Below are 14,151 nucleotides of genomic sequence, written 5' to 3'. Positions count from 1 at the left end.
AGAGTGATCGTCGACCAACTTCGGGAAGCGGATGCCGGGCCGGGCCGCCGAGGCTTTGGCTTCGGCGTACTGACCAGCGACGACTTCGTGCGCCTGCTCATCCTCGCCGCCTTGATCGCGGGGTTCGCAATCGTCACGCGCGGCGCCACAATCGGCACCGAAAACCTCGCGAACGTGCTGATCCAGTCGTCCATCCGAGGCATTGCCGCCTGCGGGCAGGCGTTCGTGGTGCTCACGGTAGGCCTCGATCTCTCGGTGAGCGGCATCGTGGCGGTGACGCTGATGGTCGGCGGCAGCCTCGTCACCACCAACCCGCAATTCAGCCTTCTCGGCGTCGCGATCTCTCCGCTTCTCGCCATCCCGGTGATGCTCTTCGTTGGCGTCGCGTTCGGCACCGCCAACGGTTTCCTCGTGGCACGGCTGCGGTTGCCATCCCTGATCGTGACGCTTGGCGTCTGGCAAATCGGCGTCGGGCTCGCCTATCAGGTGACCGGCAGTGGCTTCGTCGACAGCATCCCCTCGAGCATTGCCTTCATCGGCCAGGGCAGCCTGCTCTACGTGCCCAACCCGGTCATCCTGTTCTTCGCGATCGTGGCGCTCAGCTATTTCGTCCTGCACCGGACCGCTTTCGGGGCCGAAATCTACGCCGTTGGGGGAAATTCCCGATCGGCCTTCATCAGCGGCGTGCGCGTGGTGCGCGTGCGCATCATCGTGTTCGCCATTGCCGGCAGCTTCTATGCGATCGGCGCCGTAATCAGCATGTCGCGCTACATGAGCGCCACGATGGCGCAGACGACCGGCCTCGAACTATCGACGATCGCCGCGGTTGCCATCGGCGGCGTCAGCCTGTCGGGCGGCAAGGGCAGCATCGTCGGCGTGCTGCTCGGTACGCTGATCATCGGCGTCGTCGACAATGGGTTGAGCATCACTGGCGTCGGACCCGCCCAACAGGCGATCCTGAAAGGCGCCATCATCATCTTCGCAGTGATGCTCGACGGCTTTTCGCGACGCTGATGGCGCGCCCGGCTCGCCGCCGATCCGATCAGAACACCGCCCGCCAAACCTCGGGCACGAAGGCTTACGAGCGCCGTTCCTGAAATCGCGCTCTCATTCCGGGGTTCGCCTGTCCGGCATCCAGATCATGCGACCCTCCAGCAGGTTCTTAGTCCGCAGTCCAACCGCCGTCGATGATCATGGACGATCCCGTCATGAGAGAGGATGCATCGGACGCCAGGAAGACAACCGCCCCGGTTATGTCGTCGACATGACCGATGCGGCCAAGCTTTATCTTGGACAGCACCTCCGCCCTGAAGGCCTCATTCTTGAGAAAATTCTGAGCGAGCGGCGTTTCGACAAACGTCGGGCAGACGGTGTTGACACGGATCTTGTATGGAGCCAGATCTATTGCCGTAGCCTTGGTCATCCCCTCCATCGCCCATTTAGAGGCGCAGTAGACGCTGCGCGTCGCGGCACCGACATGGCCCATCTGCGACGACATGTTTATGATGCTGCCACTCACGCCTTGCTCGACCATGCGTCGCGCGACGATCTGCGCAACAAAGAAGGAAGCACGCAGATTGAGGCCCATGATATCATCGAAATCGGCCTGCGTTACATCAAGGAATGGGTTGGTGCGGTTCATCCCGGCATTGTTGACCAACACATGAAATGCCGGCCTGTGTGAAACAGCTTCACTCACTGCCGAAACGTCCCGGATATCGAGCGCGATGGCTTCGGCTCGTCCGCCCGCGCGAGTGATATTGGCCGCGGCGGCCTCCACCTCGCTCAATGTGCGGGCGGCCAGAATAACCTCGGCACCAAAGTGGGCGAGCGCATGGGCGGCGGCCAGTCCCAGCCCCCGCCCAGCTCCCGTAATGAGCGCTCGTTTTCCGTCCAGCCTGAAATTTGGCGCGACTTGATTTTCCTCCATAAATCTCTCTCCATTTGTTTGAAATTGGGAATACGTATGCGCACGCATTTGCTAAATTAGTATCCTGGCGTTGATCAGTTCAGGCGGTTGCAGGACCAATGTTGGTAGAGCCGCGAATGATCAGTTCGCCGGGTATGCGAATAGCCGCTGGTGGAAAGTCTGCCGGATCAAACAGCAGGGAGAGCGACCGCCCCACCATCGCCTCGATCGGCTGGCGGAAGGTGGTGAGGTCGTATGCCGGCCAGGCGGCCGAGGGAATGTCATCGAAGCCCACGATGGAAACATCGCGCGGAACTTTCAACCCAAGCCCGAAGCGCGCGGCATCCAACGCGCCAAGCGCCATGACATCGGCGATACAGAAGATGGCGTCCGGGGGAGTCGGGCCGGACAGCAGATTGATCGCTGCCCTGTAACCCCCGCCATAGGTGTTTTCGCCGAATTGCTCGCCAATGATTTGGACTCCATGGCGGCGCAATTCATCCTGAAAGCCGGCGCTACGTTCACGGTGGGTCGACGTATCAGGGCGGCCCCCTATAAGGGCTATACGCCTATGCCCTGCGGCAACAAGAAGGGCGGCAACTTCCATAGAAGCGGACCTGTTCTCGCAGCACACTGAATTGATCGAAAAGTCGTCGACGGAGCGGTTGAACAGAACCACCCGGGTGTTCCTGTTGTGCAGGATGTCGCGCATTCGCGACGACAACACAGCTGACGTGACGATCAAACCGTCGATCTCGTACTGAAGCATCGATGGCAGCACGTCATCGACTTCGAAACCCTTGGGCACGGAAAGCAACAGGAGCTGCTTGCCCATGGCGTTGAGCTTCTGGGTGTAGATTTCCAGGACGGCCGGGTAGAACGGATTGAGGATATCGGCCATGATCAGGCCAACCATATTCGTCTTCTTCGTCTGCAGGCTTCGCGCGATCCCATTTGGCGTATAGCCCAAGCGCTCCGCCGTCTTGCGAATCTTTTTCTTTGTCTCCTCTGAAATCCTCCCGTCGCCGGCGAGCGCGCGAGACACCGTCGATTGCGATACGCCAGCCTCCCGCGCGACATCCACCGAAGTTGACCGTCTCATGCATTGGATCCTTGCGCAAATCAGCTTTTGCGCCTGTTATGCTGCCTTGCGCGCAGCAATAGCAAGACGATGCGCGAGATCAAACGCTGCTGTCAGCCCGGCGGGGTCGGCGCGATTTTGGCCAACAATGTCGTAGGCTGTTCCTTGCGAGGCGGTAACGATTGGCAGCGGCAATCCGCCAAGAACGGTCGAGGTGTTGGTGAAACCGAGTGTCTTCAGCGCGATCTGGCCCTGATCGTGGAACATGGTGATGATCAAGTCGAGCTTCTCCGACCCCACACGCAGAAAGACGGTATCGGCCGGATAGAGGCCGGCGACATCGTATCCAAGCTCCTTTAGCCTTTCGACAGCGGGGAGGATAATCTCGATCTCCTCAGTGCCCATTGCGCCGCCTTCTCCCAAATGCGGGTTAAGACCGGCAACGGCTATTCTCGCACGTTTGCCGCTTGATGATTCGACCGCCCTGGCGCCGGCCACCGTGGCCGCAATGATGGACTCCACGGAGATGTTGTCGGCCACGGCGCGAAGCGGGATATGCGAGGTTACGCGGGCCGTCCAGAGAGCCCCCTGGTTATTCATTTCGCAGCAGAAGCCAGTAACCCCGAGGCGATTTGAGAAAAAATGCAGTTCGTCGATCGCCTTGTGACCGGCCAGCCACATCGCCTGTTTGTTGAGCGGACCATAGACAATCGCATCGAGCTGCCCTGCCCCGGCCGCGTCTGCTGCACTCTCCAGCGCCGCGAGCGTGGCAGTTCCGCCCTCCGCGCTCGCCACACCGGGTTTGTGGCCGCCTCGATCCAGACCTGAAATCAGCGCCACGCCGCCACGCTCCGGAATTGATGAGACGCCATCGACGACCGGGATTTCAGCATCGAGTCCAGCGATTCGCATTCCGTCGCGAAAGCTCCCTTTCCCACAAAAGACGGCAACGCGAAGGTCACTCTGGCGCCCCTTTGCATTGACCAATTTGGCACAAAGTTCCGGACCGACACCGGATGGGTCTCCAGCGACGAGGCCGATTGTTGTCATAGACATTTCTCACTCCTGTTTGACAAACTCATTTCAAATGTCTAACAGAGTGCATACGTATGCTCAATCAAAAACGACAGAAGCCATCTCATATGAAAGCCTTTGCAACAGACTCTCTTGAAGCGCGCATCGGCGCGCAAACCACGGAAGCGAGACGACTTTCGGGCCAGATCGTCTGCGGCGGCGGCTTGAGAAAAGCGCTCACAACCGCGCAATTCGATATCGAGAACCCCGCCACCGAAGAGATCATCGGCTCTGCGCCGCGCTGCGGCATAGAGGATGTCAATTCTGCGGTGGATGCGGCTTCCCTTGCGTTCCGGTCTTGGTCGGCAACGCCGGCGAGAGAGCGCGGCGCCCTGCTCATGCGGGCAGCCGATCATCTCGACGGCTTCCGTGAAGACATTGCCCGGCTCTCGTCGCTGGAGACTGGCAACGCACTTCCAACCCAATCGCGCAATGAAGCCGGCACCATGGTCGACATCCTGCGTTATTTCGGTGGCCTGGCCGGCGAGATCAACGGCCAGACCTATCCGCCCGATCCTGGCCGGCTGCTCTATACGCGACGCGAGGCGCTTGGTGTCGTTGGCGCGATCATTCCGTGGAATGCACCGCTGATGCAGCTTGCCAGCAAGATCGCCCCGGCACTCGCCGCGGGCAACACCGTCGTGCTAAAGCCGGCCGAGCAAGCACCCTTGGCGGTGCTTCGGGTGTTCGAACTGCTGCAGGCGGTTCTGCCACCCGGCGTCGCGAACGCAATCACCGGGCTCGGCGAGGAAGCAGGTCGCCTGCTTTGCCAACATCCGGCTGTGCGCAAGATCAGCTTCACCGGATCGAGCGCCGTCGGCGCCTTGATCATGCACTACGCCGCCGACAAGATCATACCAGTCACAGCCGAACTCGGTGGCAAGAATCCGAACATCGTCCTGGCTGATGCCAATGTCGATCGCGCGGCGCGTGGCATTCTGCAGGGGCTTCGGCTTCAGCGTCAGGGCCAGTCGTGTTCCGCCGGTACGCGGATCTATATCCACGACGCCATCTATGATGCGGTGATCGAGCGCGTCCTGGCCGGCATTCCGTCTTTTCGGGTTGGAAACCCGCTGGATGAAGCGACACAGGTGGGCTGTATCGTATCGCGCAAGCAGTTCGATCGTGTCGAACGCTATATCGAAATGGCGCGGCAGACGCCGGGCGCCCGTATCCTTTGCGGCGGCCAGCGTCCCGAAGGTCTGGACAAGGGTTATTACTACTCGACGACGCTGATCGAGGGCGTTCCCGCAAGCTCACCCGTTTGCCGTGACGAGATCTTCGGGCCGGTCGCGACTGTCTCACGCTTTACCGATTTCGAGACCGTGCTGCAGGAAGCCAACGACACGCCTTACGGCCTCGCGGCAACGATTTTCACGGAAAACCTCCCGGCGGCGTTCGACTTCGTGTCGCGCATCGACGCCGGCTTCGTGCAGGTCAACCAGTTTGCCGTCGCGGAAGCCAACATCGAATATGGGGGGACGAAAATGAGCGGCATGGGACGTGAGCTCTCGCTGGCAAGCATGGTCCAGCATTTCACCTGGTCGAAGACCGTCATCGTCAACACGTCGGCTGCCTGACCGGGAGAATGCTCAAGTGAAAACCGTCGCTTTCCTCGGACTTGGCAATATGGGTCAACCAATGACCCGCAATCTGGTCCAAGCTGGCTTTCCAGTCATTGGCTTCGACCCGTCTTCGGCCGCACAGGACGCGGCTGAGAAGCAGGGCGTGAAACGTGCCACCTCCGCCGCCGAGGCGGCTTCATCGGCCGATGTGGTTATCACCATGCTTCCGACCGGAGACAATGTCCGCGACGCCTATCTTGGAGCGTCGGGTGTCATCGCGGCATCCCGCAAGGGTGCGCTCTTGATGGATAGCAGCACGATTTCATCGACCGTCACCGTGGAAATCGCCGCTGCCGCCCGCGCCGCCGGCCGGCGCATGATCGATGCACCGGTTTCAGGCGGGACGCCGCGCGCCCATTCCGGCACTTTGACTTTCATGGTCGGCGGCGAGGCCACGGATGTCGAGCATGCCCGCCCTCTGCTGGAAGCAATGGGACAGCGCATCTATCATGTCGGGGCTTCGGGAGCGGGCCACACGGCGAAGCTCTGCAACAACATTCTGTCCGGAATATGCATGGCGGGAACTGTCGAGGCGCTGGCACTCGGTGTCGCCAATGGTCTCGACCCAGCAATCCTCAGCGATGTGATGCGCAACTCCTCGGGCAACAACTACGCGCTCGAGCGCTATCACCCATTCCCGGGCCTGATGGAGAATGTGCCCTCTGCCAACGGTTTTGCCGGCGGTTTCCGCTCGGATTTCCAGTTGAAGGACATGCGGCTCGCCAAGGAACTGGCGAACAGCTCGAAAGTCCTGGCAGCGATGGGAAATCTGGCAACAGAGCTCTTCGCCATCCATTGCCAGAATGGACATGCCGGCGAGGACTATTCGAGCATCATCAAACTGGCGCTCGATCTCGACAGCTACTTAGAAGGCAGGACGACGGAAGGGGCGACCAAGTGATCCGCAAACTCAAAGAGGGGCGCGACCCGAGCGCCGTGGCAGCCGATCAGGCCACCGTCAGAGCCACTGTAGAGGGCATCATCGCAGATGTCCGTGCGCGTGGCGATGTTGCGGTGCGCGAGCTTTCGATCCGCTTCGACAAATGGGACCGCAAGGATTTTCGCCTGACCGATGCGGAAATACGCGCCTGCCTTGCGGAACTGTCCGAACAGAACCTGAGCGACATCCGCTTCGCGCAGGAACAGGTTCGCAACTTCGCGCAGCATCAGCGCGAAGCGTTGCGCGATATCGAGATCGAAACCCTGCCGGGCGTTGTTCTTGGGCACAAGAACATCCCCGTTCAGTCCGTCGGCTGCTATGTGCCGGGCGGAAAATATCCATTGCTGGCTTCGGCCCATATGTCGGTCATTACGGCCAAGGTTGCCGGCGTGCCGCGCATCTTCTCGGCTGCGCCGCCTTACGAGGGGCGCCCTGCCGCGGCGATCGTTGCGGCCCAGCACCTGGCAGGCGCGGATGAAATCTATTGTCTCGGCGGTGTGCAGGCCGTAGCCGCCATGGCACTGGGCACACAAAGCATCCAGTCCGTTGCCATGCTGGTCGGTCCAGGCAACGCCTTTGTGGCGGAAGCCAAGCGCCAGCTCTATGGGCAGGTCGGCATCGATCTCTTCGCCGGTCCGACGGAAACCCTGGTCATTGCCGATGACAGCGTCGACGCCGAGCTATGCGCGACCGATCTCCTCGGCCAAGCCGAGCATGGTCCCAACTCACCGGCAGTCTTGCTGACCAATTCAGAGGCCCTCGCCAAAGCCACGATCGCAGAGGTCGAAAGGCTGCTGAATATCCTGCCGACTGCCGTCGTCGCCCGTCGCGCATGGGAGGATTACGGCCAGGTGATCCTGTGTTCGACAGAGGACGAAATGGTCGGTGAAGCAAACCGCATCGCATCGGAACATGTGCAGGTCATGACACGCGATCCGGATATCTTCCTCGAGCGGATGACGAACTACGGGGCGCTGTTTCTCGGGCCGCGAACCAATGTCGCCTATGGCGACAAGGTGATTGGAACCAACCACACGCTGCCGACGGCGGGAGCCGCCCGCTACACCGGCGGCCTTTGGGTCGGCAAGTTCCTGAAGACCGTTACCTATCAACGCGTCCTGACCGATGAGGCCTCGGCAATGATCGGCGAATACTGTTCGCGCCTTTGCATACTTGAAGGGTTCGCCGGCCATGCCGAGCAGGCAAACGTTCGTGTCCGTCGCTATGGCGGGCGCAACGTCCCCTATGCGGCCGCCGCTGAATAAATCGCGGCGACGACTGCGGATGCCGGAAGAGGAGCTGGCATCCAATCTGAGACGGGTCATCCCGAGACGGAGAGGAGACAGACGTGACTGATATGCCGATGGTGGATGCTCACGTCCACTTCTGGAATCCCGAGCAGAACTATTATCCGTGGCTCAACGATCGGCCGCTGATCCCATTCCGCTATGGCGACTACTCCTCGATATGCCGGCCGTATCTGCCGGCCGATTACAAGCGGGACGCTGTCGGCCACCACGTTGTCAAGACGGTCTATATCGAAGCCGAGTGGGATCCGAATGATCCAATCGGCGAGATGGATTATATCGCCTCCCTTCGTCCTGAGACGGGGTGGCCTAACGTCGCTGTCGGCCAGGCATGGCTCGACCGGGACGACCGCGCCCGGGTGCTGGAGCGGCTGGCCGGTTTCGACTTCGTACGCGGCCTGCGTCACAAGCCGACATCCAATCCCAAGCCCGGCTCAGCCGCTCCAGGCAGCATGGTCGACCCGCATTGGGTCGAAGGTTTCGCCATGCTGTCCAGCTATGGTTTGCGGTTCGATCTGCAGACACCATGGTGGCATCTGCACGAGGCGTGCACGCTCGCCGACCGCTTCCCGCAGACGCAGATCATCCTGCTGCATTCAGGGCTGCCGGCCGATCGCAGTGCCGAGGGGATTGCCGGCTGGAAGGCGGCAATGACCGAATTCGCCAAGCGGCCCAACGTGGCGGTGAAGATCTCCGGCATCGGCGTGCCTGGCCAGCCTTGGACGGTCGCCAACAACCGCGACATCGTGAGGTCGATCATCGAGATTTACGGCGTCGAGCGCTGCCTGTTCGGGAGCAATTTCCCGGTCGACAGTGTGTGCGGCACGCTCGATAAGATCTTTGGTGGCTACAAGGAGATCACGGCGGATCTCGGACCTGAAGCGCAAAAGCGCCTGTTCCACGACAATGCGGTCCAATTCTATGACATCCGGTAAGCCGCGCCTTGCCTATATCGGCGTCGGCCTGATGGGCGGACCCATGGCCGCGCGCCTTGCAGGGCTTGGCTACAAGCTACGAGTCTTCGACGCCGATGCCGGCCGGCAAGCTGCGGCTATGGCTTCGGGTGCAGTTGGCGCTGCGTCGCCAAAAGACTGTGTCGAGGACGCGGATCTCGTGCTCCTCAACCTGCCGTCGCAGGCGGCAGTCGAAACCGTGGTGTTTGGCCAAGCGGGCCTGTCGGATGCTCTGCTGTCACCGCAGATCGTGGTGGATTTCTCAACCGTGTCGCCGGATTTCTGCCGGTCCATCGGTTGGCGCGTCCAAGCGGCCACGGGATGCGAATGGATCGACGCTCCGGTTTCGGGTGGTCCCTCGGCGGCAGGCGAAGGCAATCTGACGATCATGGCCGGCGGCTCGGATTGGGCGATCGCACGCATCCGTTCCTTAATCCAGGACGTCGGCCGGCAGTTCACCCATGTCGGACAGACAGGCATGGGTTCGGTTGCCAAGATGATCGCGCAGCTCGTGGTCGGCACGAATTATGCTGTTCTGGCCGAAGCCGTGCGCCTCGCTGAAGCGGCAGGAATGGATGCTGCGCTGCTGCCCGAATGCGTGAAATACGGCCATGCCGACGGCGTTCTGATGCAACAGCTCTATCCACGTATCGCCGCACATGATTTCGCGCCGCAGGCCTATGCGCGTCAGCTGCTGAAAGACCTCGACATGGTGCAGGAGCTCGCCCGTAGTTCGGGCACGGCAACCCCAATGTCCGGCCAAGCCGCCCAGCTCTTTCGTCTGCTTATCACCGCCGGCCACGGCGACATCGACGGCACCGGCATCTATCGCCTCTACGAAGGCGCGCCGTCACATCTTACAGCGATCGGGGAGAGCGCGCGTGCCCAGTAATTCTTACGGATTCGTCGGTCTCGGTGCGATGGGCATGCCCATGGTCAGCAAGGCTCTAGCAGCCCAGCTCGACGTCCACATCTTCGATACCAACGCTGCGGCCGTCGACGTGCTTGTCGCGCAGGGAGCAAAGCGGCAAGACAGCGCCGCCGCGGTCGCCAATGCGGTCGAGACGGTCTTCGTCAGCCTGCCAAACGCGCCGATCGTCGAGGCCGTCGCGCTGGGCGAGGCAGGCCTTATCCATGGCAAACGCATCAAGCACTATATCGACCTCTCGACCACCGGCCCGACAATGGCGCGCAAGGTCGGCGATGCGATGGCGGGGCGCGGCGTATCGGTGCTGGATGCGCCTGTCAGCGGCGGACCGATAGGCGTCCGCAACGAGACGCTGGCGGTCATGGCTTCGGGGTCGGAGCACACCTTGGAACGGGCACGGCCTTTCCTGGCGACATTTGCCAAGACCTTTGTTCATCTCGGCCCCGAAGTGGGCAAGGCACAGATCCTCAAGCTCGCCAACAATCTTCTCACCGCAACCAACATGGTGATCGTCGGCGAGGCGCTGGCGTTCGCCGAAAAGGGAGGCATCGAGCCCGAGGATCTGTTCCGGATCATCAATGCCGGCTCCGGCCGGTCCTGGGTGTCGGAGATCGCCTATCCGAAGCATGTGGTGACACGCCGCTACGACCAGAATTTTCGCACCGAGCTGATGCACAAGGACGTGACGCTCTGCATGCAGGAAGCGGAGCGCATGGGCGTGCCGATGTGGCTCGGCGCCAACGTTCGCCAGTTCTGGCAGTTCGCGATGACGCAAGGCATGGCCGATGCCGATTGCTCGCGCATCGCGGCCCTCATCGAGGGTTGGGCGGGCGTGGAAATCGAAGACGCGGCCGAGGCTGCCGAATGAATGAACATGGGGAGGACTACGCCGTGATGCTGAAGGACAAGACCGCCATCATTACAGGCGCGGCGTCGCCGCGCGGCATTGGCAAGGCCACGGCCCGGCGGTTTGCCGCGCAGGGATGCCGTGTGGCAATCTTCGACCTCGACGAAGAAGCCGCCATGAATGCAGCGCGCGACATCGGCCCCGAACACATCGGCGTCGTCTGCGACGTCCGGGATCCAGCTTTTTGCCGCAAGGCGGTTGGTGACGTCATGGCCCGCTTCGGACATGTCGACATCCTGATCAACAATGCCGGCATCAGCCAACCCGACCGGCTTATGGATATCACCCAGGAGAATTTCGATCTGGTCATCGATTCCAGCCTGCGGGGCAGCCTGAACATGGCCCAGGCTAGCGTGCCTTCGATGATCGACCGACGGACCGGCGCGATCGTTTCGATCGGCTCGATCGCGGCCCAGATCGGCGGTGGCATTTTCGGCGGGCCGCATTATTCCGCAGCCAAGGGCGGCATCCACAGCCTCACCAAATCGATGGCGCGCGAACTGGCGCAGCACAATATCCGCGTCAACGCGATTGCCCCAGGCACGATCGACACGGACATCTTTGGCGACAAGCTGACCGAAGACAAGCGGCGCGACATAGTCGTGAACATCCCGCTTGGCCGGCTCGGAACGGCTGACGATATCGCAAAAGCTTGCCTGTTTCTGGTCTCAGACCTGTCCGACTACGTGACGGGGCTCATTCTCGACGTCAACGGCGGCCGATTCATGCACTGAAAAGACAGTCCGCACGGCCCTGCGGATCGATGCGACGACAAAACATTGGAGGCGACGCATGCTCAGGATCAATTCCGGACAAGACGAGGCTCCGCTTGCGCATGGGGCGGCGCTTCTACCGTTTTGTCGCGAATTTCCAGCGCCTTCTTCAGCGATCGAAGGCGTGCATCGTCCCGCCTGTTCGATATGGGACACCCCCCGCGAGTTCCAGCCAGATGCCTTGTTGAAGTCAGGGATCAAGGATGAAGCGGTTGCCTCCTACCTGTCAGACACCCGCCCGCTCTATGACGCCGCCAAGCGTTGCGTTGGCCAGCTTTCGGGAATCCTGCTTCTGCTCCAGACCGACAGCCTCGACCGCAACCGCAACGATCTCTTGCTGGCGTCGGTGACAAGGCAGTTGCGCGAGGCAACCGACCGGCTGGGTGCGGTGAAGGCGCCGCCGACAGCGGCCCGCCACCAAGCCGCGCTAGCCGATCTGCTTGTGCTTCTCGGCCGGATACTCTCGCGGCTTGATCGTCTTGCCGATCTCATTGATCCGGCAAGTCCCGATCTCGATGCCGTCGTTGACGCGCTTTTTTTCGCGCAGCGGTCGCTGCGGATGGTTTCGGAACCTTCCGCCGGACTGACGCCCGTGGATTTCAGGGCGGCCTGCTGCAACTGCCGACCCGCGAAAAATTAACCGGCTGGATCAAGGGAGGAAACCGGTGTCACTCTATTCGATCTACGTCCTCGAGTACGGCTACGTGCCCGAATATCACAAGAGTGGCGTCATCTACGGCGCCCACAATGAAGGCTATGTGAAGCTGCCCTACTGCTACGCCGTCATCAAGGGAGACGGTTGGGCCGCGATGGTCGACGTCGGTTACAACGACCGCGACTATGGGAACTATCTTGGCACGCTGTTCAATGTCCAGAACTGGCGCGGACCGCGCGAGGTTCTTGCCGAAATCGGATTGACGCCGGAAGACATCAACGCGGTCTTTATCACGCACGCGCATTTCGATCATTTCGGCAATGTTGATGCATTTCCCAATGCCACCTTCTACGTCCAGAAGAAGGAGCTGCAGGAATGGATCTGGGCGATGTCGCTGCCGGACCGCATGCGCTGGATCCTGTCCGGCATCGATACGGCGGATATCCTGCGTGGTGTGCAGCTGGCGCGCGACAAACGCCTGATCGCGGTCGATGGTGCCATGGAAAACGTCTTCCCCGGCATCGATCTTCACGTCGCCTATGACAGCCATACCTTCGCATGCATGTGGGTGACGGTGCGCAATGATGGCAAGACGGATTCCCAGGACACCTGGGTGCTTGCCGGTGATCTTGTTTACCAGTTCGAGAACCTGAACGGCGCCTCCGAACAGCTCAAGATCGACGACATGTATCTCCCGGTCGGCCTGGCCACCGGCAGCCAGATCAATCTGATCATGGCCACCGAAGCCATGATGAAACAGGTCGGCCATGAGTCTCGACGGGTCATACCCGTTCACGAGTCGCGGCTCGAACAGACATTCCCGTCCCGGCTCTCCAGCCAGAAGCTGCGGATCAGCGAAATCTGTCTGGCCAGCGGAGCAAGATCCGCACTGCTTTAACGGACAAGTTCGATGCCGCGAATCCGCAGAAGGACAAGACACGTGGAAAAGCTTTCAGACAAGCCGAAGCCGGTCACGGCCTTAGGAGAAGGTGCATCCGGACCGAGCAGTTGGTTTGCCTCAGCTGGCGGGCCGACCGCGGGTATCGCGGCGGCAACGCTGGTCCTGTTCGTCTTCGGCGGCCTGATCGCCCCGCAAAGTCTTGGCACCGGCGCGATGAGCGGAATGCTGCCCTTTGCCGCCATCCTGGCCCTCATCAGCCTGGGCCAAACGATGGTCATCCAGCAGGGCGGCATCGATCTGTCCGTGCCGGGGATGGTTTCGCTCAGCGCTGTCATCGTCTGCTACTTCGCGGAGAGCCAACCCGATGCCGAGGGCAGTGTTGCCCTGGCCCTCTTCTACGCTTTCGCCGCTGCGGCGGTAGCGGGGCTGATCAGCGGCCTGCTCGTCAGCAAGGTTCGTGTTGCGCCCATCGTTGCCACGATCGGCATGAACGCGCTGCTCTACGGCCTGAACGTCAAGATTTCAGGCGGCACACCGGTGTCTGTGCCCGGGTCGATAGCAGCGTTCGCCAACGGTAAGATCTTTGGCATCACGCAGCTCGCCTATTTGGCAGTAGCGATGGCTATCGTCGTCATTTTCGTCGTCAAGGCGACGACCTTCGGGCGCAATTTCGAGGCTGTCGGCGCAAACATCAGGGCCGCACGCGCGGCAGGTATCGTCGCTGACCGCTACCAGATCGCCGCGTATGTGGGTGCGAGCCTGTTTTATGCGGCAGGCGGCATTCTGCTCGGCGGCCTTATGCAGCTGCCAAGTCCGCAGCAGGGCGACAACTACCTGATGCCGTCGATCGCCGCGACGGTTCTGGGTGGAACCTCGCTGTTTGGCGGCAAGGGCAATTTGGCGGCAACCGTGATCGCCGCCCTCTTTCTCACACAGCTGCAACAATTGGTGCTGACGACGGGCGCCAGCATCGGCGTTCAATACCTTTTCCAAGGTGCCGCGATCCTGGTTGGGGTCGGCATCTATGGTCTGAATTTTCGCAATCTCAGGCGGGCAATCAGCTTGAGGAACAGGTCGACCGCATGATGTCGGCGGCCA

Annotated in this window: 14 protein-coding genes; 11 read left to right on the top strand and 3 right to left on the bottom strand. The window is 61.2% G+C overall.

The annotated features are described in order from the left end of the window. Window positions 1–3: 3 nt before the first annotated feature. Complete coding sequence (locus tag EOB80_RS01055) at window positions 4–1,014, top strand: ABC transporter permease (RefSeq protein WP_164762480.1); 1,011 nt, start codon at window positions 4–6, stop codon at window positions 1,012–1,014. Between the two features lie 148 nt (window positions 1,015–1,162). On the opposite strand, the gene EOB80_RS01050 is transcribed toward EOB80_RS01055, so the two are convergent. From EOB80_RS01050 to EOB80_RS01040, 3 genes are all read right to left on the bottom strand, one after another. After that, window positions 1,163–1,930, bottom strand: coding sequence for an SDR family NAD(P)-dependent oxidoreductase (locus EOB80_RS01050; RefSeq protein WP_127326377.1), 768 nt, complete (start codon window positions 1,928–1,930; stop codon window positions 1,163–1,165). A 79-nt stretch (window positions 1,931–2,009) separates the two neighbouring features. Beyond that, the gene (locus EOB80_RS01045) at window positions 2,010–3,011 is read right to left on the bottom strand and encodes a LacI family DNA-binding transcriptional regulator (RefSeq protein WP_024505477.1); all 1,002 of its coding nucleotides are present in this window, start codon (window positions 3,009–3,011) and stop codon (window positions 2,010–2,012) included. Window positions 3,012–3,047: 36 nt separating this feature from the next. Then, complete coding sequence (locus tag EOB80_RS01040; RefSeq protein WP_127326376.1) at window positions 3,048–4,046, bottom strand: 4-hydroxythreonine-4-phosphate dehydrogenase PdxA; 999 nt, start codon at window positions 4,044–4,046, stop codon at window positions 3,048–3,050. An 86-nt stretch (window positions 4,047–4,132) separates the two neighbouring features. Here EOB80_RS01040 and EOB80_RS01035 point away from each other — a divergent pair, with 86 nt between their 5' ends. The 10 genes from EOB80_RS01035 (at window position 4,133) to EOB80_RS00990 (ending at window position 14,139) form a co-directional block, all read left to right on the top strand. Next, window positions 4,133–5,644: an aldehyde dehydrogenase family protein gene (locus tag EOB80_RS01035; protein WP_127269665.1), complete on the top strand. Its 1,512-nt coding sequence runs from the start codon at window positions 4,133–4,135 to the stop codon at window positions 5,642–5,644. Continuing rightward, complete coding sequence (gene mmsB, locus EOB80_RS01030) at window positions 5,568–6,590, top strand: 3-hydroxyisobutyrate dehydrogenase (RefSeq protein ID WP_348629482.1); 1,023 nt, start codon at window positions 5,568–5,570, stop codon at window positions 6,588–6,590. Before EOB80_RS01035 ends, mmsB begins: the two co-directional genes overlap by 77 nt. Further along, on the top strand, window positions 6,587–7,894 hold the full coding sequence (gene hisD / locus EOB80_RS01025) for a histidinol dehydrogenase (protein WP_127326374.1): 1,308 nt from the start codon (window positions 6,587–6,589) through the stop codon (window positions 7,892–7,894). Before mmsB ends, hisD begins: the two co-directional genes overlap by 4 nt. A gap of 92 nt (window positions 7,895–7,986) precedes the next feature. After that, entirely contained in the window at window positions 7,987–8,871 is an 885-nt protein-coding gene (locus EOB80_RS01020; RefSeq protein WP_127326617.1) for an amidohydrolase family protein, read from the top strand. Then, a complete protein-coding gene (locus tag EOB80_RS01015) occupies window positions 8,843–9,781 on the top strand; it encodes an NAD(P)-dependent oxidoreductase (RefSeq protein WP_127326373.1) in 939 nt (312 codons plus the stop codon). Before EOB80_RS01020 ends, EOB80_RS01015 begins: the two co-directional genes overlap by 29 nt. Next, window positions 9,771–10,685 carry an NAD(P)-dependent oxidoreductase gene (locus EOB80_RS01010; RefSeq protein ID WP_127269011.1) on the top strand — a complete coding sequence of 305 codons (915 nt, stop codon included), beginning with the start codon at window positions 9,771–9,773 and terminating at the stop codon, window positions 10,683–10,685. Before EOB80_RS01015 ends, EOB80_RS01010 begins: the two co-directional genes overlap by 11 nt. Window positions 10,686–10,708: 23 nt before the next feature. Continuing rightward, window positions 10,709–11,458, top strand: a complete 750-nt coding sequence (locus EOB80_RS01005; RefSeq protein WP_127269015.1) for an SDR family NAD(P)-dependent oxidoreductase — start codon at window positions 10,709–10,711, stop codon at window positions 11,456–11,458. Window positions 11,459–11,681: 223 nt separating this feature from the next. Continuing rightward, on the top strand, window positions 11,682–12,137 hold the full coding sequence (locus tag EOB80_RS01000; RefSeq protein WP_127326372.1) for a hypothetical protein: 456 nt from the start codon (window positions 11,682–11,684) through the stop codon (window positions 12,135–12,137). A gap of 25 nt (window positions 12,138–12,162) precedes the next feature. Continuing rightward, complete coding sequence (locus EOB80_RS00995) at window positions 12,163–13,050, top strand: N-acyl homoserine lactonase family protein (RefSeq protein WP_024505467.1); 888 nt, start codon at window positions 12,163–12,165, stop codon at window positions 13,048–13,050. A 12-nt stretch (window positions 13,051–13,062) separates the two neighbouring features. Next, complete coding sequence (locus EOB80_RS00990) at window positions 13,063–14,139, top strand: ABC transporter permease (RefSeq protein ID WP_127269014.1); 1,077 nt, start codon at window positions 13,063–13,065, stop codon at window positions 14,137–14,139. Window positions 14,140–14,151: the final 12 nt, after the last annotated feature.

It is taken from the genome of Mesorhizobium sp. M7A.F.Ca.MR.245.00.0.0 (assembly GCF_003997415.1).
GTDB lineage: Bacteria > Pseudomonadota > Alphaproteobacteria > Rhizobiales > Rhizobiaceae > Mesorhizobium.
This window is presented reverse-complemented; position numbering and strand designations above follow the sequence as displayed.